Source organism: Amycolatopsis minnesotensis (assembly GCF_039529815.1).
Classification (GTDB): Bacteria; Actinomycetota; Actinomycetes; order Mycobacteriales; family Pseudonocardiaceae; genus Amycolatopsis; species Amycolatopsis minnesotensis.
This window is the reverse complement of the sequence record NZ_BAAANN010000028.1, coordinates 81,111-103,444: the sequence shown is the minus strand read 5'-3', so window position 1 is coordinate 103,444 and position 22,334 is coordinate 81,111. Positions and strand designations below refer to the sequence as shown.

Annotated in this window: 24 protein-coding genes; 2 read left to right on the top strand and 22 right to left on the bottom strand. The window is 71.4% G+C overall.

Annotated features, from left to right (window positions below):
• Nucleotides 1–22: 22 nt before the first annotated feature.
• The 21 genes from dprA to ABD256_RS30125 form a co-directional block, all read right to left on the bottom strand.
• On the bottom strand, nt 23–1,171 hold the full coding sequence (dprA, locus tag ABD256_RS30225) for a DNA-processing protein DprA (protein ID WP_344426542.1): 1,149 nt from the start codon (nt 1,169–1,171) through the stop codon (nt 23–25).
• Nucleotides 1,168–1,344, bottom strand: coding sequence for a hypothetical protein (locus tag ABD256_RS30220; protein WP_344426539.1), 177 nt, complete (start codon nt 1,342–1,344; stop codon nt 1,168–1,170). Before ABD256_RS30220 ends, dprA begins: the two co-directional genes overlap by 4 nt.
• Nucleotides 1,345–1,565: 221 nt before the next feature.
• Complete coding sequence (locus ABD256_RS30215) at nt 1,566–3,077, bottom strand: YifB family Mg chelatase-like AAA ATPase (protein ID WP_344426536.1); 1,512 nt, start codon at nt 3,075–3,077, stop codon at nt 1,566–1,568.
• Between the two features lies 1 nt (nt 3,078).
• The gene (locus tag ABD256_RS30210) at nt 3,079–3,450 is read right to left on the bottom strand and encodes a YraN family protein (protein ID WP_344426533.1); all 372 of its coding nucleotides are present in this window, start codon (nt 3,448–3,450) and stop codon (nt 3,079–3,081) included.
• Between the two features lie 187 nt (nt 3,451–3,637).
• The gene (locus ABD256_RS30205) at nt 3,638–3,961 is read right to left on the bottom strand and encodes a DUF2469 domain-containing protein (protein ID WP_215542517.1); all 324 of its coding nucleotides are present in this window, start codon (nt 3,959–3,961) and stop codon (nt 3,638–3,640) included.
• The gene (locus tag ABD256_RS30200; protein WP_344426640.1) at nt 3,958–4,725 is read right to left on the bottom strand and encodes a ribonuclease HII; all 768 of its coding nucleotides are present in this window, start codon (nt 4,723–4,725) and stop codon (nt 3,958–3,960) included. Before ABD256_RS30200 ends, ABD256_RS30205 begins: the two co-directional genes overlap by 4 nt.
• A gap of 82 nt (nt 4,726–4,807) precedes the next feature.
• On the bottom strand, nt 4,808–5,755 hold the full coding sequence (gene lepB, locus ABD256_RS30195) for a signal peptidase I (protein ID WP_344426528.1): 948 nt from the start codon (nt 5,753–5,755) through the stop codon (nt 4,808–4,810).
• A 30-nt stretch (nt 5,756–5,785) separates the two neighbouring features.
• Nucleotides 5,786–6,157: a 50S ribosomal protein L19 gene (gene rplS, locus ABD256_RS30190; protein WP_344426525.1), complete on the bottom strand. Its 372-nt coding sequence runs from the start codon at nt 6,155–6,157 to the stop codon at nt 5,786–5,788.
• Between the two features lie 151 nt (nt 6,158–6,308).
• Nucleotides 6,309–7,052: a tRNA (guanosine(37)-N1)-methyltransferase TrmD gene (gene trmD, locus ABD256_RS30185; protein ID WP_344426521.1), complete on the bottom strand. Its 744-nt coding sequence runs from the start codon at nt 7,050–7,052 to the stop codon at nt 6,309–6,311.
• Complete coding sequence (gene rimM / locus ABD256_RS30180; RefSeq protein WP_344426518.1) at nt 7,049–7,570, bottom strand: ribosome maturation factor RimM; 522 nt, start codon at nt 7,568–7,570, stop codon at nt 7,049–7,051. The genes trmD and rimM overlap by 4 nt, the downstream gene beginning before the upstream one ends.
• A gap of 10 nt (nt 7,571–7,580) precedes the next feature.
• On the bottom strand, nt 7,581–7,820 hold the full coding sequence (locus ABD256_RS30175; protein WP_017987579.1) for an RNA-binding protein: 240 nt from the start codon (nt 7,818–7,820) through the stop codon (nt 7,581–7,583).
• Nucleotides 7,817–8,275 carry a 30S ribosomal protein S16 gene (gene rpsP, locus ABD256_RS30170; RefSeq protein ID WP_344426496.1) on the bottom strand — a complete coding sequence of 153 codons (459 nt, stop codon included), beginning with the start codon at nt 8,273–8,275 and terminating at the stop codon, nt 7,817–7,819. Before rpsP ends, ABD256_RS30175 begins: the two co-directional genes overlap by 4 nt.
• A gap of 178 nt (nt 8,276–8,453) precedes the next feature.
• Nucleotides 8,454–9,236 (bottom strand): CPBP family intramembrane glutamic endopeptidase, encoded by a 783-nt coding sequence (locus ABD256_RS30165; protein ID WP_425546543.1) that lies wholly within the window; start codon nt 9,234–9,236, stop codon nt 8,454–8,456.
• 76 nt (nt 9,237–9,312) lie between these two features.
• Nucleotides 9,313–10,044 (bottom strand): CPBP family intramembrane glutamic endopeptidase, encoded by a 732-nt coding sequence (locus tag ABD256_RS30160; RefSeq protein ID WP_344426493.1) that lies wholly within the window; start codon nt 10,042–10,044, stop codon nt 9,313–9,315.
• A 64-nt stretch (nt 10,045–10,108) separates the two neighbouring features.
• Entirely contained in the window at nt 10,109–11,176 is a 1,068-nt protein-coding gene (locus tag ABD256_RS30155; RefSeq protein WP_344426491.1) for an amidohydrolase family protein, read from the bottom strand.
• A 3-nt stretch (nt 11,177–11,179) separates the two neighbouring features.
• Complete coding sequence (ffh, locus tag ABD256_RS30150; protein ID WP_344426489.1) at nt 11,180–12,733, bottom strand: signal recognition particle protein; 1,554 nt, start codon at nt 12,731–12,733, stop codon at nt 11,180–11,182.
• A gap of 619 nt (nt 12,734–13,352) precedes the next feature.
• The gene (gene ku, locus ABD256_RS30145; protein ID WP_344426487.1) at nt 13,353–14,219 is read right to left on the bottom strand and encodes a non-homologous end joining protein Ku; all 867 of its coding nucleotides are present in this window, start codon (nt 14,217–14,219) and stop codon (nt 13,353–13,355) included.
• A 37-nt stretch (nt 14,220–14,256) separates the two neighbouring features.
• Nucleotides 14,257–14,628: a hypothetical protein gene (locus ABD256_RS30140; RefSeq protein ID WP_344426485.1), complete on the bottom strand. Its 372-nt coding sequence runs from the start codon at nt 14,626–14,628 to the stop codon at nt 14,257–14,259.
• An 89-nt stretch (nt 14,629–14,717) separates the two neighbouring features.
• Nucleotides 14,718–17,033 carry a [protein-PII] uridylyltransferase gene (locus tag ABD256_RS30135; protein ID WP_344426482.1) on the bottom strand — a complete coding sequence of 772 codons (2,316 nt, stop codon included), beginning with the start codon at nt 17,031–17,033 and terminating at the stop codon, nt 14,718–14,720.
• A 2-nt stretch (nt 17,034–17,035) separates the two neighbouring features.
• On the bottom strand, nt 17,036–17,374 hold the full coding sequence (locus tag ABD256_RS30130; RefSeq protein WP_344426479.1) for a P-II family nitrogen regulator: 339 nt from the start codon (nt 17,372–17,374) through the stop codon (nt 17,036–17,038).
• The gene (locus tag ABD256_RS30125; protein WP_344426476.1) at nt 17,371–18,699 is read right to left on the bottom strand and encodes an ammonium transporter; all 1,329 of its coding nucleotides are present in this window, start codon (nt 18,697–18,699) and stop codon (nt 17,371–17,373) included. Before ABD256_RS30125 ends, ABD256_RS30130 begins: the two co-directional genes overlap by 4 nt.
• Before the next feature lie 180 nt (nt 18,700–18,879).
• Here ABD256_RS30125 and ABD256_RS30120 point away from each other — a divergent pair, with 180 nt between their 5' ends.
• Both ABD256_RS30120 and ABD256_RS30115 read left to right on the top strand, forming a co-directional pair.
• Nucleotides 18,880–19,746, top strand: coding sequence for a putative RNA methyltransferase (locus ABD256_RS30120; RefSeq protein ID WP_344426473.1), 867 nt, complete (start codon nt 18,880–18,882; stop codon nt 19,744–19,746).
• Nucleotides 19,747–19,814: 68 nt separating this feature from the next.
• Nucleotides 19,815–20,447 (top strand): (2Fe-2S)-binding protein, encoded by a 633-nt coding sequence (locus ABD256_RS30115; protein WP_344426634.1) that lies wholly within the window; start codon nt 19,815–19,817, stop codon nt 20,445–20,447.
• Nucleotides 20,448–21,396: 949 nt separating this feature from the next.
• Here ABD256_RS30115 and ABD256_RS30110 read toward each other — a convergent pair.
• On the bottom strand, nt 21,397–22,263 hold the full coding sequence (locus tag ABD256_RS30110; RefSeq protein ID WP_344426470.1) for an aldo/keto reductase: 867 nt from the start codon (nt 22,261–22,263) through the stop codon (nt 21,397–21,399).
• Nucleotides 22,264–22,334 lie beyond the last annotated feature (71 nt).

Here is a 22,334-nt window from a genome sequence, read left to right as displayed (position 1 = left end):
TCATGTCAACAAGCCTTCGGTCTCACCGAGCCTCCCTTCGCCTTCGCCAACCGGTCTCGCACCGTTCCGCGAGTTCGTCAATTTCCAGCGCGGGCAACGTCGCCCGCACCTTCGCGACCTCGATGCCCGACTCGGTGGCGATCTGTTCGGCGGACTTCCCCTTCCGCAGGCCGAGCGCCTCGTGCACGCGCAGCGCGTCCTTGGCGAGGCCGTCGGTCGGGCGCCGGGGCCGCGGCGGCCCGGCGTCACCGGCGTCGCTCCCGAAACGGCCGATCGTCTCCACGACATCGCCCACCGACGCGACCAGCGTGGCGCTCGCGTCCCGGATCAGCTGGTGGCAGCCGACCGACGTCGCCGAGCCGATCGGCCCCGGCACGGCCATGACCACCTTGCCCAGCGCCCCGGCCGTGCCGGCGGTGTTGCGGGCTCCGCTGCGGGCGCCAGCCTCGACGACGACCGTCCCCTCGGCGAGGGCCGCGATGAGCCGGTTCCTGACCAGGAACCGGTGCCGGGCCGGTGGCGTGCCCGGCGGGTACTCGGTGAGCACGAGACCCCGTTCGGCGATCCGTTCGAGCAGGGCGACGTGCCCCGCCGGGTATCCGACGTCGAGACCGCACCCCAGCACCGCCACCGTGGTGCCGTCGGCGGCGAGCGCGCCGCGATGTGCGGCGCCGTCGATGCCGTATGCCGCACCGGAAAAGATCGGGACTCCCCGGCCCGCCAGTTCGTAGGCGAACTCGGATGCCACGTGCTCCCCGTAGCTCGTCGCCGCGCGGGCGCCGACGATGGACACCGCCTTGTCCGCGGCCTCGTCGAGCCGCTCGTCGCCGCGGACCCACAGCCCCAGCGGGGGCGCGACGCCGGTGAGACCGCGTGCGGACGCCAGCTCCAGCGCGAGCAGCGGCCACGCCGGCCACTCGTCGTCCTCGGGGATCACCAGCCGCGCCCCGAGACGGCTCGCCTCGGCCAGATCGTGCTCGGCCAGCGCCTGATCCTTCCTGGCCGCCGTCTCCTCTCGCACCCGCGCCGGGCACCGCCCCGCCCGCACCAGCGCCGCGGCCTGGATGGGCCCGTTCTCCTCGACGAACCGGCCCAGCGAAGGCGCGGGCGGCTCTGCCACCCTCAGCAGATACGCCCTCGCCGCCCGTTCCTCGTCCACCGCCCCGGTCATGCCGCCTCCCCTTCCCGCCGGGCCGGCACCGCGCCACGCCAGCGGGCGATCGCCGGCGCCACCGCGGGCACCCATCCCGCGAACACGAGCCGCGCCCACGGTGAGCCGGGTGCCGGGACCGCGTGCGGAGCCGGTGGCCCCGCGGCGGCACCGGCACCATGGCCGACCGGCATCGGGGCGAAGACGACGCCGTGGGACCGCGCCGGTGCGCCACACCACGCATGACCGGGTACGGGAACACGCGGAAGCGAAAACGGATCGCCCGCCGCAACGGAATCGGCGTGCCGGGAGGCCGCTACGCGCCCGCACCAGATGACCCGTTCCCTGGATCCCGGCACCCGTTCCCGTGGCGAGGAGCCGGTGGGAAACCGGTCCGGCCTGTCCTCCAGGTGCCTCACGCCGCCCTCCGATCCCGGAATTCGAGCGCGCTCGCGACCTGTTCGGCCTGTGGACGACCGAGCCCGGCCAGATCCGCGAGAGTCCACGCGATCCGCAAGCACCGGTCCGCGCCCCGCGCGGTCACCGCACCGCGATCGAGGCCGCGGTCCAGCAAGGTCGTGACCGGACCCGGCAACGCGAACTCCCGCCGCAGAACCGGCCCCGGCACTTCGGCGTTGGTGTGCCAGCCGCGTTCCGCCCAGCGGTCCGCGGCGCGCTCCCTGGCCGCGAGCACCCGCTCGCGAACCGCCGCCGTCGGTTCGGGGGAGCCCGCCTCGTGCATGCTCAGCGCGGTCAAGGGGCGTAACCGGACGCGGAGATCCACCCGATCGAGTAACGGTCCCGACAGTCTTGCCAGGTAGCGGCGGCGCGCGGACGGCGAACACGTGCAATCCGTCTCCCGCGGTGGCGCGCACGGGCACGGGTTGGTCGCGAGCACGAGCTGGAACCGCGCCGGGTAGCAGACCGATCCCCGCTGCCTGGCGATGCGCACCTCCCCGTCTTCGAGCGCGGTCCGCAGGGATTCGAGGCGGTGCGCACCGAATTCGGCCGCTTCGTCGAGGAAGAGAACGCCCCGGTGCGCCTTGCTGATCAGGCCGGGTGCGGCGAGACCGCTCCCACCGCCGATCAGCGCGGCGACGGAGACGGAATGGTGCGGCGCGACGAACGGTGGCACCTTCACCAGCGGCGAGGAGGCCGACAACGAGCCGTCGACGGACTGGACCGCGGTGACCTCCAGTGATTCCGCCTTGGACAGCGCGGGCAGCAGCCCGGGCAGTCTCCTGGCGAGCATGGTCTTCCCGACCCCCGGCGGCCCGGCCAGCAACAGGTTGTGCCCACCGGCGGCGGCCACCTCCAGTGCCCAGCGCGCCTCCGGCTGGCCGACCACGTCGGCGAGATCCGGCGCGGGCACCTCGACCGGTGCCTTCGGCTCCGACGGCGGCGCCAGCTCCCCTTCGTCGCGCAGCCAGGCGACGACGTCGCGAAGATGCCCGGCGCCGTGCGCTTCGATGCCATCGACGAGGGCGGCCTCGAACAGCGACTCGCGCGGTACGACCGCTCTCCGCATCCCGGCCGCGCGGGCGGCGAGCAGCCCCGGCAGGATCCCGCGCACCGGCCGGACCCTCCCGTCGAGCGCGAGTTCGCCCAGCAGCACGGCGTTGAGCGCCTTGAGCGCGGGCACCCGTGCCGACGCCGCCAGCACCGCCACCGCGATGGCGAGGTCGTAGGCCGACCCGAGCTTCGGCAGGTTCGCCGGCGACAGGCCCAGCGTCACCTTCCCGTCCGGCCACGGCTCACCCGCGTTGCGGATGGCCGAGCGGACCCTGTCCTTCGCCTCGCGCAGGCCGGCGTCCGGGAGCCCGACCAGCGTCACCTTCGGGACCCCGCCACCGATGTCCGCCTCGACCTCGACGGGCTTCCCGTCGATGCCGAGCAGCGCCACCGACCAGGTGCGTGCGAGCGGCATGTCAGAACGCCCCCGGCAGGTGGCGCAGGCGCGGGCGGGCACCGCCAGGCCAGACGATCGCGATGACGTCGAACCGGATCGGGCACCAGCCGACGCGGAACTCCCGCAGCCAGCGGTGGGCGCAGCGCCGGATCCTGGCCTGCTTCTCCGGGGTGACCGCCTCGGCAGGAAGGCCGAAGCCATCACCGGAGCGGGTCTTGACCTCGAAGACGATCAGCAGCGCACCGTCGGTGGCGACCAGGTCCAGCTCGCCGTCACGGCATCGCCAGTTGCGCGACAGCACGACGAGCCCGAGCGAGCGGACATGGCGGACAGCCAGCTCTTCGCCCGCGCGGCCGAGCCGGAGGTGCTCGGCTGGCTCGGGTCTGGTCAAGGTTTCCACGGTTACCCCCAGGGTCGACACACTCACGTTTCGTGTGTGACCCACGCTCCCAGGGGACGAAGCGGGAGGCCAAGGGCCCAACGGGGCACCTGTGGACAAGTGGGGTGCTGTGGACAACCGGGCCCGGTGCCGGGCAGGAGAGCACCGGAGTGTCGGTGCCGGGTGCTACGGGGACGGGTCAGCCGCCGAACGGGCCGTCCTCGGGGAGCCGGAGATCGGGCTTGTCGAGCTCTTCGACGTTGACGTCCTTGAAGGTGATCACGCGGACGTTCTTGACGAACCTGGCCGGCCGGTACATGTCCCACACCCAGGCGTCGGACATCCTGACCTCGAAGTACACCTCGCCGCCCCCGTCACGAACCTGCACGTCCACCGCGTTGGCGAGGTAGAACCGACGCTCGGTCTCCACCACGTACGAGAACTGGCCGACGATGTCGCGGTACTCGCGGTACAGCGACAGCTCCATTTCCGTCTCGTACTTTTCGAGATCCTCTGCGCTCATGAAATCCGCGCCCCTCCTCGCGATCGTGCGGCGGAACGTCCATTCTTACCCAAGCCGTCCTCCACGGCACGCAACGGCGCGCTCGCCACCTCCAACGCGGCCGCACTCAACACGACCCGGTGAGGTGCGCGGCGCCCGTGCGCGACCCCCGCGGCGGCCACGTTCACGAACGACCACCGGTGCACCGCGCTCGGCCCGTTGGCGGTGAGCGCCTCGACGTGCTCCGACGTGCTGTACCCCTTGTGCACGTCGAAACCGTAGCCGGGGTGCTCGTCGTGCAGGCCGGTCATGATGCGGTCCCTGGTGACCTTGGCCAGCACCGACGCCGCCGCGATGCAGGCCACGACGCGATCCCCCTTGATCACCGCGAGGCTCGGCGCGGGCATGCCGGGCACTCCGAACCCGTCCGTGAGGACGTACCCCGGCGGCGTTCGCATCGCGGAGACCGCGCGACGCATGCCCTCCACGTTCACCGCGTGCACACCGAGCGCGTCGACCTCTTCGGTCGGGATCACGACGATCGCGTAGTCGACGGCGCGCGCGAGCACCCGGTCGTACACCCGCTCGCGTGCCGCCGCGGTCAGCAGCTTCGAGTCGGTCAGTTCCGGCAGCCTGGCCGCGTCCCCCGGCCGCAGGATGCAGGCCGCGACGACGAGCGGGCCCGCGCAGGCGCCACGCCCCGCCTCGTCCACTCCCGCGACGGGGCCGAGGCCGCGCCGGTCCAGCACCGACTGCAGGCTCCACGCGTTGTCACCGCGGACCACCGCGCGCGGCGGGCGGTACAGGTGCGCGAGCGGGAGTGCCTTGGGCTTCTTGACCTTGGGGGACCGGACCGGACTCACGCAGCTATCGCCTTCGCTCGACCACCTTGCGGACACCCGACGCGACGCGCCGGCCGCCGGCCAGCGCGGGCCACGCCGCGATGGCCCCGAACCCGATCGGGATGCCTTCCTGCCACGACGGCGCACTGAGGCCCTCCGCCACGGCCACCGGTTTCGCGGCGGCCTGCGGATCGTGATCGCTGACCCCACCCCAGCGGCTCGGCGGCAGCACGATGATCCGCGCCTTGCCGATGATGTTGCCGACGGGGACCGTGCCGCGCTCACCGCCGCCACCCTGGCAGCGGGAGTCGCACGAGTCGTTCCGGTTGTCACCGAGCACGAACACCGAGTTCGCGGGCACCTTCACCGGATCGAACGGCTCCTGGGTCTTCTTGGACTCCGACTCCCAGTGCACGTACGGCTCGTCGAGCGCCTTGCCGTCCACGATCACGTGGTTGTTCGCGTCGCAGCACTGGACCGTCTGGCCCGCCGTCGCGATGACCCGTTTGACGAAGTCGCGTTCGTCGGGCGGCGCCAGGCCGAACACCGAACCGATGTTCTGCAGGAACCGGACGAACGCGTTCGAGGACTGCTCCGGGAACGTCTCGTTCTCGACCCAGGGGTCCGGACCCTTGAACACGACCACGTCGCCGGGGGTCGGCTCGGTGAAGTCGTAGACGATCTTGTCGACCAGGATCTTGTCGCCGTAGCAGCCGGGGCACCCGTGCAGCGTGCTCTCCATCGAGCCCGACGGGATAGTGTACACCTTCGCGAAGAACTGCTGGAAGACGAACGCCAGCACGAGTGCGACGACGATCAGGATCGGCAGTTCGACCCAGAACGAGCGCTGCTTCTTCGGCTTGCGCCGCTTGCCCTTGCGCCCCCGCGAGTGACCGGCGGGCTGATCCGCCTGATCGGACTCGGAACGGTCGGGCTCATCCTCGGCAGCGTGTTGGGACACAGGTTCGACCACGTCGCCAGGCTACGGTAACCGGAGGACTACTCAGGAGGCAGAGGTCGTTTCGCGGGGCGCCTCGCGACGCTCCTTGATCTTGGCCGCCTTGCCGCGCAGGTCCCGGAGGTAGTACAGCTTCGCGCGCCGCACGTCGCCGCGCTTGAAGACCTCGATCTTCGCGATGTTCGGGGTGTGCACCGGGAAGGTGCGCTCCACGCCGACGCCGAAGGACACCTTGCGCACGGTGAAGGTCTCGCGCACGCCGCCGCCCTGGCGGCGGATCACGACGCCCTGGAAGATCTGGTTGCGCTCGCGGTTGCCCTCGATGACGCGGACGTGCACCTTCAGCGTGTCGCCCGGCCGGAAGTCCGGGATGTCGGAACGCAGCGACTGAGCGTCCAGGGCGTCCAGGGTGTTCATCGGGGTCCGTCCTCGTCTTCGTGTGGCTTACGTACTTCCGGGCGCGCCGTACTTCTCCTGCGATCGACCCGGGGGCTGGTATGGCGGGCTGGTCCGCACGCGCCAACCGAAATAGTATGGCAGACGGCCGGTGGCCGTGACGCGGCGGCCCTCAGGACCGCTCGCGCAGCGTGGCCAGCACCGCTTCGTCCGCCTTGTCGAGACTGCCTTCCGGCAGCGCGTCGAGCAGGTCCGGCCTGCGCTCGGCCGTGCGCTCCAGCGCCCTGTCCCGGCGCCAGCGGTCGATCAGCCTGTGGTTGCCCGAGCGCAGGACCTCGGGGACGGCGAGGTCCCGCCACACCTCGGGCCGGGTGTAGCTGGGGCCTTCGAGCAGGCCGTCGGAGAACGAGTCCTGCTCGGCGGACACCGGGTTGCCGAGCACACCGGGCAGCAGCCGCACGACGGCCTCCACCACGACCAGCACGGCGGCCTCCCCGCCGACGAGCACGTAGTCCCCGATGGAGACCTCGTCGACGGGCATCCGGCGCGCCGCGTCGTCGATCACGCGCTGGTCGATGCCCTCGTAGCGGCCGCAGGCGAACACCAGGTGCTCCTCGGCCGCGTACTCGTGCGCGAGGGCCTGGGTGAACGGCTTCCCGGCCGGGGTGGGCACCACGAGCCGCGCGCGCTCGCCGCACACCTCGTCGAGCGCGGGGCCCCAGATCTGGGGCTTCATCACCATGCCGGGCCCGCCGCCGTAGGGTGCGTCGTCCACGGCGCGGTGCACGTCGTGCGTCCAGTTCCGCAGGTCGTGCACGCCGACCTCGATCAGGCCGCGGTCGATGGCGCGCCCGAGCAGCGCCGCGCGCAGCGGGTCGAGGTACTCGGGGAAGATCGTGACGACGTCGATCTTCACTCGAAGTTCCCGTCGAGCAGGCCGTCCGGCGGGTCGAGCACGACCTTGCCGCCGTCGATGTCGACCAGCGGGACGATCGCGCGCACGAACGGCACGAGCACCGTTTCGCCGTCGCGGTCCAGCGAGAGCAGCTCGCCGCCGGGTGAGTGCACCACCTCGAGCACCTTGCCGACGACGGTGCCGTCGCCCAGTTCCGCGCGCAGGCCCTCGAGCTGGTGGTCGTAGAACTCGTCCGGATCGTCCGTCGGCGGCAGGTCGCCGGTGTCGCCGAGCAGCAGCGCGCCCCGGAGCGTCTCGGCGACGTCCCTGGTCACGACCTGCTCGAAACGCACGAGCAGCCGCCCGCTGTGCTGGCGGGCGGCTGCCACGGTGAGTTCGCGCGTGCTGCCGTCGCGGAGCCGGGTCACCACCGCCGCCCCGATCGCGAAGCGCTGCTCCGGCGAATCGGTGCGCACGTCGACGGCGAGTTCGCCGGTGATGCCGTGCGCCTTGGCGACGCGTCCGACCACTACCTCCATCGGAACGCGATCAGCGGTCGGTGTCGACGACGTCCACCCGGACGCCGCGGCCACCGATACCGCCCATGACGGTGCGCAGTGCGGTGGCGGTGCGGCCACCGCGGCCGATCACCTTGCCGAGGTCGTCCGGGTGCACGTGCACCTCGAGGGTGCGGCCGCGGCGGGTGGTGATCAGGTCGACGCGGACGTCGTCCGGGTTGTCGACGATCCCGCGAACCAGGTGCTCGAGAGAGTCGGCAAGGAAGCTCACGCTTCGGCCTTCTCGCCCTCGTCAGCCTTGGCCGCGGAAGAATCGGCCTTGTCGGTGTCGGCCTTCTTGGCGGACTTCTTCTTCGGCGTGGTGGCCTCGGTCGAGGGCTCCTCGCCCGCGGCGGCCAGCGCGGCGTTGAACAGGTCCTGCTTGGACGGCTTCGGCTCGGCGACCTTCAGGGTGCCTTCGGCGCCGGGCAGGCCCTTGAACTTCTGCCAGTCACCGGTGATCTCGAGGATCCGCTGGACGGGCTCGGTGGGCAGGGCGCCGACCTTGAGCCAGTGCTGGGCGCGGTCGGAGTCGACCTCGATGAAGCTCGGCTCTTCCTTGGGGTGGTACTTGCCGATCGTCTCGATGGCCTTGCCGTCCCTGCGGGTACGCGCGTCGGCGACGATGATGCGGTAGTACGGCGCACGGATCTTGCCGAGGCGCTGCAGCTTGATCTTGACGGCCACGGGTGTGGGTACTCCTCAGTTCTCTCTGGTGCGAGGTTCGGCCGCGCGAACGGAGTGGGGATCCCGAAAGCGAGGGCCGTAGGTCAGGTTCGTAGCCCCGGGCGCGGTGAGAGGGTCCGGCCGAGGCAGGCAAGCGACCATTGTGCCAGACGCCCCGGTCGCCGATTTCACCCGGTCGTCAGAACTTCATCACGTTGAGCGCGGTGAGGAGAATGGCGAGCGCGGGGAGGAAGTTGTTCATCTGGTGCGCGACGACGCTGCTCAGCAACCGCCCGGTGGACAGCCGCGCCAGCCCGATCGGGATCGCGATGACCAGCAGCAGCGTGGTGCGCAGCGGTTCGAGGTGGCTCACCGCGAAGACGGCTGTCGAGATCAGGAACGCGGCGAGCCGCCCGTAGCGCTCGTTGCCCCACTGGAGCCGTTCGACGGCCTTCCACAGCAGGCCGCGGTAGATCAGCTCCTCGCAGACGGGCCCGAGCAGCCACACGTAGAGGAACATGATCACGGCCGCGGACACCGACATCGGCCGGTTCTCGACCAGCGCGCTGATCGCCGACGTGGCGTTGTTCTCCCCGACGACCTGGGTCCAGACGAACGCGCCGACGGTGGTGAACACGAGGCCGAGGACGCCGAACTTCAGGCCTGCCTTCACGTCCGGCCAGTGCCAGGACAGGTTCAGGTCGGCGAAGGGGCCGTTGCCGCGCAGGTAGGTGATGAGCACGGCGGTCGCCGCGGCGATGACGGTCGGCGCGATGGTGCCGATCAGCACGTCGCGCACTGGCAGCGGGTCGCCCGCCGGTGGCGCGATCAGCACGCTGACGAAGGCCGCCGACGCCAGCAGGACGGCCTCGACGAGCAAGAACGCGCCGAAGCCCCAGCGAGGGGCCGGCCGCCCTCCTGGCGGATCCGGGGGGTCATCGCCGAGCCCGGCGATCGGCTCCTTTGGCCGTGATGTGGTCACGCCGATCCTCCGATAGCGGCTCCAGCTTCTCGCAAACTTCTCACCGGAAGCCTAGAACGTCGCCACTCACCGTGGCTCAGCCACCGACGAACAGCAACACCGCGGGCGGCAGGTTGTTCGCCGCGTGCGCGACGAGGCTCGCGCCGCACCGCCCGGTGACCGAGCGCGCCATCCCGATCGCGACGCCCTGTACCAGCAGCACGACTGTACGGTCCGGCTCGCCGTGGAGCTGCGCGAACACCACCGCGGTGAGCACCACCACGGTCCATTCCGGGATGCGGTAGCGCGCCAGCGCGTTCCACAGCGCACCTCGGATGAGCAGCTCCTCACCGAGCGGGGCGGCGAAGACGACAATCACCGCCGCGAGCACGCGCCAGCCGAGCGCGCTGCCGTCACCGAGCTCGGTCACCGGGTCGTCCTGGCCTCGCCCGTCCCCGTCGAAGGACAGCAGCACGAGGCTCGCGAGGTACCCGGCGACGAGCGCGACCACGCCGCAGGCGAGCCCGACCTTGAGATCGCGGAGAGTGGGCAGCACGCCGAACTCGGCGCGGAGGCCGCGGCCCCACAGCCAGGACCCGATCGCGGGCCCGAGGCCGAGCACGAGGGTGGGCAGGAACGCGAGCAGGACGAGCGGCCCCCCGTCCGGGAGGTCGGTCGGGTCGAACCCGCCGAACTCGCCCGGCATCAGGATCGCGAGCAGGATCGTGACGAGGTAGTAGCCGCCCAGACCGCCGAAGAACGCGAGAAATCCCCAGTGCGCGCCGAGTACGAGGGCGGCACGAGCCGGAGGTTCCTGCCCCTCGTCCACCGAACCTCCACCGCGATCGCCCGATGTCACGTTAGGTGGCACGCCGACGACGCGGGCAGGCGGGTCAGCGGACCAGCCGCCCGCGCAACACGATGTGCGCCGGTGAGCGGAGCACCTCCGGATGGCGACGCGGATCTTGGTAGTACACCAGGAAGTCCGCGGACTCGCCCGGCTCGATCCCGGCGGCGCCGAGCCAGTTTCGCGCGGACCACGACGCCGCGCCAAGTGCCTGCTCCGCGCTCATCCCCGCGCCGCGCAACGCGTCGATCTCGTCCACGAGCCTGCCGTGCTCGACCATGCCGCCCGCGTCGCTACCCGCGTACACCTCGACGCCGGCTTCGATCGCGTTCGAGACCGTCTCGCCGACGCGGGCGTGCAGTGCCCGCATGTGCGCCGCGTAGACCGGGTACTTCTTCGCGCTGTCCGCGATCCCGGGGAAGTTCTCGATGTTGATCAACGTCGGCACCAGCGCGACGCGGCGGCGGGCGAGGTCGTCGATCTGGTCCGCGGACAGGCCGGTGCCGTGTTCGAGGCAGTCGATCCCGGCGTCGATGAGCCCGGGCAGCGCGTCCTCGCCGAACACGTGCGCGGTCACGCGCGCACCCGCGTCGTGGGCGACGGCGATCGCTTCGGCCAGCACGTCGTCCGGCCACAGCGGCGCGAGATCGCCGATGCCGCGGTCGATCCAGTCGCCGACGAGCTTGACCCAGCCGTCGCCGTCGGCCGCCTGTTCGGCCACCGCGGCGGGGAGCTGCGACGGATCGTCGAGTTCGATGCCGAGGCCGGGGATGTAGCGCTTCGCCAGCGCGAGGTGCCTGCCCGCGCGGATGATCCTCGGCAGGTCGGCGCGCTGCTGCAGCGGCCGGTTGTCGATCGGCACGCCGCAGTCCCGGATCAGCAGGGTGCCCGCGTCGCGATCGGTCTCCGCCTGTCCGGCGGCCTCTTCGAGCGAGGTCGGGCCGTGCACGCCGATCCCGGGGTGGCAGTGCGCGTCGACGAGGCCCGGCACCAGGAACCCACCGTCCACTTCGGACGCTCCAGGCACCGGCTCCGCGGTGACGACCCCGCCACTGACCCAGAGGTCGCGCTCGTCCCCGCCGGGCAGCACGACCCCGCGCAGGTGCAGGTCCATCGGCTACTTGTTCTTCTTCGGCGGCAGTTTGAACTTCGACGGGTCGAACCCTGGCACGTCGTTGAGCCCGCCGCCGAGCTGGGACAGGTCGGGCATCCCGCCGCCACCTCCCTGCGGCATCCCGCCGGGGGGCAGCATCGGCATGCCGCCCGGCATGCCACCGCGCACCTTGGGGGGCGTGGGGCCGCGCCCCTTGCCCTTCTTCCCCTTCTTGCCCTTGCGGCTCTTGCTGCCGCCGCCACCGCCGCCGAACCCGAAGCGGCCCGCCATCTGCGACATCATCTTGCGCGCTTCGAAGAAGCGGTTCACCAGGTCGTTGACCTCGCGGACGGCGACACCGGAACCGTTGGCGATGCGCAGCCGCCGCGACCCGTTGATGAGCTTCGGATCGGCGCGCTCGGCCGGGGTCATACCGCGGATGATCGCCTGCAGCCGGTCGAGCTGCTTGTCGTCGACGGCGGCGATCTGGTCCTTCATCTGGCCGGCGCCGGGCAGCATGCCGAGCAGGTTGCCGATCGGGCCCATCTTGCGCACCGCGAGCATCTGCTCCAGGAAGTCCTCCAGCGTGAGCTGCCCGCTGGTGAGCTTCTGCGCGGCCTGCTCCGCCTGGTCCTGGTCGAAGGCCTGCTCGGCCTGCTCGATCAGGCTCAGCATGTCGCCCATGCCGAGGATGCGGCTGGCCATCCGGTCGGGGTGGAAGACGTCGAAGTCTTCGAGCTTCTCGCCGTTGGACGCGAACAGGATCGGCTGGCCGGTGACCTCGCGGACGGACAGCGCGGCACCACCGCGGGCGTCACCGTCGAGCTTGGTCAGCACCACGCCGGTGAAGCCGACGCCGTCGCGGAATGCCTCCGCGGTGGTCACCGCGTCCTGGCCGATCATCGCGTCGACGACGAACAGGGTCTCTTCCGGCCGCACCGCGTCGCGGATGTCCGCGGCCTGCTTCATCAGCTCTTCGTCGACGCCGAGACGGCCGGCGGTGTCGACGACGACCACGTCGTGCTGGGCGCGGCGGGCCTCTTCGATACCGCGGCGCGCGACGTCGACGGGGTCGCCGACGCCGTTGCCCGGCTCGGGCGCGAAGGTGACCACGCCCGCGCGCTCGCCGACGATCTGGAGCTGGGTGACCGCGTTCGGGCGCTGGAGGTCGCAGGCGACGAGCATCGGCGCGTGGCCCTGCTTCTTGAGCCACATCGCGAGCTTGCCCGCGAGGGTGGTCTTACCGGCGCCCTGCAGACCGGCGAGCATGATCACGGTCGGCGGGTTCTTCGCCAGGTTCAGCCTGCGGGTCTCGCCGCCGAGGATCGCGACGAGCTCCTCGTTGACGATCTTGATGACCTGTTGCGCCGGGTTGAGGGCCGCGGAGACCTCGGCGCCCTTGGCGCGTTCCTTGACCCGTCCGATGAAGGCGCGGACCACGGGCAACGCCACGTCCGCCTCCAGCAGCGCGATGCGGATCTCGCGCGCGGTGGCGTCGATGTCGGCGTCGGACAGCTTGCCCTTGCCCCGCAGGTTCTGCAGGACGGACGTGAGCCGATCGGAGAGGGTGTCGAACACGGGTGTGCACGCTCCAGCTGGTCGTGGTTGCTCCGCCGGTGCGCGGGCTGGCCCGGTCCGGCTTCCTCCGAGGGTAGCCGCACCACCGCGCCCCCGGTGCGGGTACCGGGATCGGACGCGGGATCGACGCACGGCTCGCGGCCGAGGAGGTGGCCGTCCACCTGGGGTCGGCGACGCGAAGCGGGCGTTGCGCGCCGCCAGGAACGCGTACGCCTGGCCCGGTCGCGACTCGGTGGTCACGCCGCGGCCCGGCGGGAACTGTCGGGGGTGGGCGGTAATGGTGAATCAAGGGCTCCCCTTGGCGAACGAACGGTCGAGTTCGTGTGATTCCCGGGGGCCGTTTGGCACGATGTGCGCGCCGTTTCCGTTGCCGCACAAGGCGAAGGTGCCGCGCAGGCGAATCCGTCCCGAAGTTACCCCAAGGTCAGCGAAGAGCCCGGCGGGGTGGCTCGTCCCCTCGTCGAGCCACCCCGCCGGAGACCGGGAGAAGTCCACGCCACACCGCCCAAACCCCCAGGTGCCGGGCGGGCTGGCGAGCTACTCACGGTGCCGGGCACCAGCATGCCGCGCCACCGGGCGCAGCGGCAGCGTGAACACCCCCAACCCGGGGTGGGTGGAACTACTCAGTCACCCGCGCGGCCGTCTCGGCGCGGCGCGCCGCCCTGGTCGCGGCCGCTTTCGCCGCGGCGGCCTTGCGCGCGGCGGCCTTCGCCCGCCGCACGGCGGGCTCTTCGGCGGTTTCGCGCAGCGCGGCCAGCAGCGCGACGACCCCGGCGTCCTGCTCCGCGGCGGTCGGCTGGACGACTTCGTTGCCCTCGGCCTTCGCTTCGATCAGTGCTTCCAGCGCGGCGCGCGACCGGTCGGCGTACCTGGCCGGTTCGAAGTCACCGGCGAGGTTCTCGATGAACCCGACCGCGGTGCGGACCTCGTCGGCGCGCACGTCGGCCTCGGTGTGCTGGAACGGGAAGTCCGGCGTGCGGATCTCGTCCGGCCACAGCATCGTCTGGAGCACGATCACCTGGTCGCGCACGCGCAGCACCGCGAGCGTCTCGCGCTGCCGCAGGGCCACGCGCACCACCGCGACCTTCCCCGACTGCTGCATCGCCTCGCTGAGCAGCACGTACGGCCGGGTCGACGCGATCTCGGGTTCGAGGAAGTAGCCGCGCGCGAAGTGCAGCGGGTCGATCTGCTCCAGCGGGGCGAACGCGGAGATCTCGATGGAACTGGCCGTGGGCAACGGAAGCGAGGCGAGATCGGCCTCGCTGAGCACCACGACGTCCCCGCCGGGCAGTGCGAATCCCTTCGCGGTCGCGTCGCCGTCCACTTCGGCGCCGTCGACCTCGCACACCCGCTTGAGCCGGATCCGGCCGCCGTCGGATTCGTGGACCTGGTGGAGCGCGACACCGCGTTCCTCGATCGCGCTGTACGCCCGCACCGGGATGCCGAAGCTCCCGAGCCCGATGGTTCCCTTCCACATCGCCCGCATCGATCCAGGTTAGCCGCGCGGAAGGACGCGCACGCAGCTACAAACGGGTGTCTTCGTCGGTCGAATGGACCAATACGTCCAGCGCGGGCCCGCATTCCGCGAGCGCCTCCGCCGAGTAGCCCGCCGCGCTGCCCGCGGCGCGCAGCACCTCGGCGAGCGCGATCAGCTCGGCGGACGGGACGGCGGCGAGCTTTCCGGTGTCGTGCCCGGCACGGACGAGCGCGGACAGCCGCACGAGCGCGCGCGAGATGTCGCGCTGCCCGGAGAGCAGGCGCTCGACGATCTCGGCAAGGTCGGCGGCGTTGCCCACCCCCGCGTCGCGGGCTCCGGACGCGAGTTCTTCCGCGCAGGCCGCGAAATGCGCGGCGGCGATGGTCAGCGGGAGGGCCGGGCGGTCCGTGTCGTCCACCGCCACCGCCCTTCGAATCGCACCGCCGGAGAACTACCGGCACGATACTGCCGCACTGCCCGCGGGCGCGGGAGGACACCCCGTGGCGGTCAGGAAGCCGCCTCGCGGACCTCGGTTTCCACCTTCTGCCGCCACTCCCGGTCGAGCCTGCCGTCACGCGGGGCGATCGCGAACGAGTCGACGACCACGCCGCCGAGCGTGGCGACCTTGGCCCACCTGACTTCCACCGCGCACCGCCGGAACGCGCCGGCGACCCGGTACAGCAACCCGATCCGGTCCGCGGCGCGCAGTTCGAGCACCACGGTGTGCGATCCGCTCGTCTCGTCGTCGAACCACAGGACCCTCGGCGTGGTCTTGACGGCGGTCGCCGAGAAGTAGTCCCGTTCCTTGGCGGCGAGCTTCTGGGTGAGCGCGAGCGCGCCCCCGACGGCCCGGCCGAACTGCTCGCGCAGCAGCGTGGTGTCCGGCAGCGAGCCGAACTTCGGCGAGGCCGTGAAGATGCCTGCCCTGCCGCCGTCGTGGCCGCGCAGCACGGCGGTGTGCACCTCGAGCGAATGCAGCGCGAGCACCCCGGCCGCGGGCGCGAGCAGTTCGGCACCGGCGGGCACGGCGAGGACCACGGTGGCGACCTTGCCCGCCGAGCTGACCAGCACCTCGCCGCGCCCGGATGCGACGGCACTGGCCACCAGCTCCCGGTAGCGCGGTTCGAGCGGTTCCGGGACGCTGAACCCCTTGCCCTGCATCATTTCCGTGCACCGCGCGACGAGCGTGGCGACCAGCCCCGCCTTCCAGTCGGTCCACACGCCGGGTCCGGTGGCGAGCGAATCCGCCTCGGTGAGCGCCTGCAGCAGCTCCAGCAGCACCGGATCGCTGCCGACGGTCTTGACGATCCGCGCCACCGTGGCCGCCTCGCCGATGTCACGCCTGGTCGCGGTGTGCGGCAGCAGCAGGTGGTGGCGCACCAGCTCCGACACCACCGAGACGTCCGATGTGGACAGTCCGATCCTGGCGGCGACCTGTGCCGAGATGGCGGCGCCGAGTTGGGAGTGGTCCGCCTCGCGGCCCTTGCCGATGTCGTGCAGCAGCGCGCCGAGCAGCAGCAGGTCCGGCCTGGCCACGGTGGTGGTGAGCTTGGCGGCTTCGACGCACGTCCGCACGAGGTGCCGGTCGACGGTCCATGCGTGCACCGGCGAGCGCGGCGGCAGGTCCCGCACCGCACCCCACTCCGGGAACAGCCGCGCCCACAGCCCGGTCCGGTCGAGCGCCTCCACCGCGTCGACGAGGCCCTCCCCCGCACCGAGCAGTTCGGTGAGCGCTTCACGCGCTTCCACAGGCCACGGCTCCCGCAGTTCGGGCGCGGAGTCGGCGAGCGTGCGCAGGGTGCCGTGCGCGATCGGCCTCCCCGACCGCGCGGAGGCCGCGGCGACGCGCAGCAGCAGGCCGGGATCCCGCGCCGGCACGGCGTCGCGGGCGAGCGCGACCTCGTTGCCGTGCAGGACGACTCCGTCGGCGAGCGGGGTGCGGCTGGGCTTCCGCCCGAACCGGGACCTCGGCCGATCATCCACAGTGGACCTCAGCGCGACGTCGACGGCGTAGCTGACCGCCCTGCCCGCACCCGAAAGCTTGCGCGCCAAGGTGAAGCGGTCGCCGAAGCCCAGCTCGGCCGCGACCAGCTCGGCGTCCGGCGCGCTCAATACGTCCCGATCGCGGTGCAGCTCGCGGCGCAGTTCCGTGCGGACGTCGAGCAGCAGGCGCTTCGCGTCGGCCAGTTCCTCGTTCGGCCGCGCGGTGAGCTGGGCCAGTGCGAGCGCTTCGAGGATGCCGAAATCGCGCAACCCGCCCCTGCCGTGCTTGAGATCGGGTTCGGCGGATTGCGCGATCTCGCCGCTGCGCTGCCAGCGCGCCTTCGCCGACTCGGCCAGCTCGGGCAGCCGTTTGCGCGCGGTCCGCCGCCACTGGTCGCGCGCGGCGGCGGCCAGCCGTCCGGTCAGCGCGGGCTGCCCCGCGATGTGCCGCGCGTCGAGCAGCCCGACCGCCGTGCGCAGGTCCTCGTCGGCGACCTTCAGCGCCTCGCCCGGCGTGCGCACCGCGTGGTCGAGGCCGACGCGCGCGTCCCACAGCGGGTACCACAGCGCGTCCGCGATCTTGGCCACGTCCGGGTTGCCGTCGTGCACCAGCACCAGGTCGAGATCGGAGAACGGGACCAGCTCGCGGCGGCCGAGGCCGCCGACGGCGACCAGCGCGACACCGGGTTCGGCGAGGTCGACACCCGCCGCCGCGGCCCCCTTCCCGAGCCAGAACTCGTACAGGTCCACCAAGGCCGCCCGCAGCGCGGCGGCGCCGAGCCGCCCGTGACGGCCCTCCAGCAGCCTGTCGACCGCCTTGACCAGCTCCCCCGTCGGCATCTCTACAGCGCGTCCGTGCCGCGCTCCCCGGTCCGCACCCGCAGCACCGTGTCCACCGGGGTCACCCACACCTTGCCGTCGCCGATCTTGCCGGTGTGCGCCGCGGTGACGATCGCGTCGATGACCTTCTCCACGTTCGGGTCGTCGGTGACGACCTCGACCCTGAGCTTGGCCACGAAGTCCACCGAGTACTCCGCGCCGCGGTAGACCTCGGTGTGCCCCTTCTGCCGCCCGTAGCCCTGCACCTCGCTGACGGTCATGCCGAGCACGCCGAGTTGTTCGAGCGCGGTCCTGATGTCGTCAAGGGTGAACGGTTTGACGATCGCGGTGATGAGTTTCATGCCTTGCTCCCCTCGAGCTTCTTCGCGGTCCCGGCGAGCCCGGAGCTGTTCGTCGCACGACCGCCGCGGCTGCCGCCGAACTCGTAGGCCGTCTCCGCGTGCTCAGCCTCGTCGATACCGGTGACCTCGTCCTCCGTGGTCACCCGGAAGCCCATCGTCTTCTTGATCAGGAAGCCGATGACCAGCGCCAGCACGAACGAATAGGCCAGCACCGCCACCGCGGCGATCGCCTGCTTGCCGAGCTGGGAGAGGCCGCCGCCGTAGAAGAGCCCGTCCGGGGTGCCCTCCTTGACGCCGCCGGTGGCCACCAGCCCGAGCATCAGGGTGCCGGTGATCCCGCCGACGAGATGCACGCCGACGACGTCGAGCGAGTCGTCGTAGCCGAGGCGGTACTTGAGGCCGACCGCGAGCGCGCACAGCGCACCGGCGACGACACCGATCGCGAGCGCGCCCCAGGTGTCCACGAACGCGCAAGCCGGGGTGATCGCGACGAGACCGGCGACCACGCCGGATGCCGCGCCGAGGCTCGTCGCGTGGCCGTCGCGGATGCGCTCCACGAGCAGCCAGGCGAGCATCGCGACCGCGGTCGCGGTGAAGGTGTTGATGAACGCGACGCCCGCGGTGTTGTCGGCCTTGAGCGCCGAGCCAGCGTTGAAGCCGAACCAGCCGAACCACAGCAGACCGGCGCCGAGCATCACGAACGGCAGGTTGTGCGGTTTCATCGGCTCCTTCGGCCAGCCGGCGCGCTTGCCGAGCACCAGCACCAGCGCGAGGGCCGCGGCACCGGCGTTGATGTGCACCGCGGTGCCGCCCGCGAAGTCGAGCGCGCCGAGCTTGTTGGCGATCCAGCCGCCGACCTTGGTGACCTCTCCGGTTTCCGCGTCCTTCGCGTCGAAGGCGAAGACCCAGTGCGCGACCGGGAAGTACACCACCACGGCCCAGATCCCGGCGAACACCATCCAGGCGCCGAACCGCACCCGGTCCGCGACCGCGCCGGAGATCAGCGCGACCGTGATCACCGCGAACATCGCCTGGAACGCGACGAACCCGGTGCCGCTGAGCGTGTCTCCGCCCATCAGCCCGGACAGTCCGATCGCCTCGCCGGGATTGCCGAGCAGGCCGCCGCCGACGTCGTCGCCGAACGCCATCGAGTAGCCGAAGACCACCCACAGCACACCGATCAGGCCCATCGCGCCGAAGCTCATCATGAGCATGTTGAGCACGCTCTTCGCGCGGACCATGCCCCCGTAGAAGAACGCCAGCCCGGGTGTCATCAACAGCACCAGGGCGGCACTGGTCAGCAACCAGGCCGTGTTCCCTTCCACGTTTCCTCCATTGGGTGTCGGCGAACTCCAGATGGAGGGAAAGCATCGGAAAACCGTGTTGCACCGGATGACTTCCGAGGTTTCGAGACTGTGAACCCCGGGTGCGCCGATGTTACGAGCGCGTTTCCCGGCACCCGGGGTGTGGTGTCCGTTTACGAAACGTCATGGTCGAATACCACCATGGACGCGCCAAGGACCGACAGCGGTGCACTGCCGGACGCGGTCGTCGCGGCGCTGCGCTGCCCCGTCTGCGGTACCCCGTTCGGGCTTCTCGGCCGCGTTCTGCGCTGTTCCGCCGGGCACTCGTTCGATCTCGCCAGACAGGGTTACGTGAACCTGCTGACCGCGAAGATCCCCAGCGGCACGGCCGACACCGCGGAGATGGTGGCGGCCCGCGTCGCCTTCCTCGACGCCGGGCACTACGCGCCGCTCGCGGAGGAGATCGCCCGGGTGGCCGCCGCGCCGGGCCTGATCGTCGACGCGGGCGCGGGAACCGGCTACTACCTGGCGAAAGTCCTCGACGCGGCGCCGGGTTCGACGGGTCTCGCATTGGACGTCTCGGCGATGGCGCTGCGCCGCGCGGCTCGCGCACACCCGCGGATCGGCGCCGCGGTGTGGAACCTGTGGGAGCCGTGGCCGGTCGCCGACGGCGTCGCCGACGTGGTGCTGAACGTGTTCGCGCCGCGCAACCCCGCGGAATTCCGGCGAGTGCTGGCGCCCGGTGGTCTGCTCGTCGTCGCGTCACCCGATGAGGCGCACCTGGCGGAACTGCGTGCCGCCGTCGGGCTGCTCGACGTCGGTGAAGGCAAGCAGGACCGCCTCGACGCGACCCTTGCCGAGCGGTTCGAACTCGCCGGAAGGACGACCGTGAGCCGTGCGCTGACGTTGTCCCCCGACGAGGTCCGCCAAGCCGTCGGCATGGGCCCGAACGCGTTCCACCTGCACCGGGACGGGCTCGCCGAACGCATCGCCGCGGTGCGGGAACCACTCGGCGTCACGGCGTCTTTCGTGGTTTCGGTCTACCGGCCTCGTAGGCTGAACGGGTGAGGACCGAAGACATCTACGCGAAGGTGGCGGCACGGATGCCGCACCACGCCGGCAGCGTCGCCGGCCTGATGCCGGTGCCCGCCACCGCGCTCGCGACCGAGGACTGGCTGCGGGAGGACCTGGACACCGCACGCCGGATGTACGGGCGCTCGCCGGTGCGGACGCTGGGCACCGTGCGCTGGTACTCGGCTTCGTCGGTCCTGGTCGCGCCCGCGCTGGAATCGCTGGTGCTCGCCGGTGCCGCGCTGGACCCCGCGCTCGGGGCCGTCACGCTCGACGTGCACCCCGACGGCAGGTACGCGGGCGCGCGCTCGGCCCGCGCGCTCGGCGGCTCCCCGGAAACGGTGGGCGCGGCACTCGGCGACGCGCTCGCCGAGGTGATCGCGGCCGCCGCCCCGATCGCGGGCGCGGGAGAGCCCGCCTTCTGGGCGATCGCCGCCGATTCGATCGCGAACCGCCTGCTGTGGGCCGGTTCGGCCGCGGGCGACCCGGCCGCCGCGATGGAACTCGCCGGGCGGATCGCCGACGGCATCGGCCCGCGCATGCCGCGACCCCGGTACGCCGCCGTGGGCCGCTCGCACGCGGTGCGGCGCGCTTCCTGTTGCCTGATCTACGAAATCCCCGGCGGGCAGAAGTGCGTAAGCTGCCCGCGCCAGACCCCCGCGGAACGGGACCGCCGCCTGCGCGCCGCCCTGGGTTAGCTCGCGTGGCCGGGCTGTTCATGCCCCGAAGGAGGCATTGAGGGGATCTGAGGCCGCGAGGGGCGCCTTCAGGGCATGGGCGTGGCTGTGTCGTATGCCGCGAGGGGCGAGATTGTGGCGTCAGATTCCCCGAAGGCGCCCTTCGGGGAATCAGCAGCGCCTTGCTCCGCGCTGCGAGGGCCGAGAACGCGGAGGGGGACGCCCTGAAGGTGCTTTTGAGAGCAGACGCCGGGATTTCGCAGCTCGCGCTCTCGTTTCCGCGCTCATGCCCCGAAAAGCGGGCCTTCCTGGGCGTGAATGCCACGGATGCGGCCCACGGCCCTGCCCTGCTCCGGACCGCATGCCCCGAAGGCGCCCTTGCGGGAAACTGACGCCGCGAAGGACACCTTCAGAGCATCAACCTCGACACGCTCCGCGCCGCCAAGGCCGAGAACGCGGCGTCGGACTCCCCGAAGGCGACCTTCAGAGCATCAGCAGCGCCATGCTCCGCGCTGCGAAAGCCGAGAACGCGGCGACGGACGCCCTGAAGGTGCTTTTGAGAGCAGACGCCGGGATTTCGCAGCTCGCGCTCTCGTTTCCGCGCTCATGCCCCGAAAAGGGAGCCTTCCTGGGCGTGAATGCCACGGATGCGGCCCCACGGCCCTGCCCTGCTCCGGACCGCATGCCCCGAAGGCGCCCTTGAGGGAAACTGACGCCGCGAAGGACACCTTCAGGGCATCAACCTCGACACGCTCCGCACCGCCAAGGCCGAGAACGCGGCGTCAGATTCCCCGAAGGCGACCTTCGCGGACCACGCCACCCGGAGAACCTCGAGCCTTCGCCGCCCACCGGGCCGGAATCGACGCCCCCATGCCCCGAAGGTCCCCCTCGGGGACCCGGATGCCCCGAAGGTCGCCTTCACGGCATGCGGGTCCACGCTAAGGCAGCGCGAATTCTTACCAGGGCGGAGTCAGCTCGCCAGCGCGGTGAGCTGGTCGAACTCGGTGTCGGTGAGGGTGATGTCCGCCGCCGCGACGTTCTCTTCGAGGTGCGCCACCGAGGAAGTGCCGGGAATCGGCAGCACCACGGGCGAGCGGCGCAGCAGCCACGCGAGCGCGAGCTGCGCGGGCGACGAGCCGTGTTCCTTCGCGGCCTGTTCCAGCACGCTGCCCGGCTTGGCGAGTTCACCGGTGGCGATCGGGAACCACGGGATGAACGCGATGCCGTGCTCGGTGGCGTGGTCGAGCACCGCTTCGTGGTGGCGGTCGGCGAGGTTGAACAGGTTCTGCACGCTCGCGATCTCGGTGACCTCCGCAGCGGCCTCGATCTGCGAAACGTCCACTTCGGACAGTCCAATGTGGCGGATCTTGCCTTCGTCGCGCAGCTTCTTCAGCTCACCGACTTGGTCCTCCAGCGGCACTTCACGATCGACGCGGTGTAGCTGGTAGAGGTCGATGCGCTCCTGGCCGAGACGGCGCAGGCTCATCTCCACCTCCTGGCGAAGGTAGGCGGGGCGCCCGACCGGGACCCACTGGTCGGGCCCGGTGCGCACCAGGCCGCCCTTGGTCGCGATCACCAGGTTCTCCTGGTACGGGTGCAGTGCCTCGCGAATGATCTCTTCGCTGACGTACGGCCCGTAGGAATCCGCCGTGTCGATGAAGGTGACGCCGAGTTCGACCGCGCGCCGCAGCACGGCGACGGCCTCCTTCCGGTCCTTCGGCTCGCCCCAGATCCCCTTGCCGGTGATCTGCATGGCGCCGTAGCCGAGCCGGTGCACCGGGAGGTCCCCGCCCAGCTCGAACACTCCGCCCGGCGCCTTCGTCGTGGCCACGTCCATCACTCCCTGCGCGTTGATCGTCCTTCACCGGCGGCAACCGCCGGATACCCCTTACTGTTCCCGGGAACCAC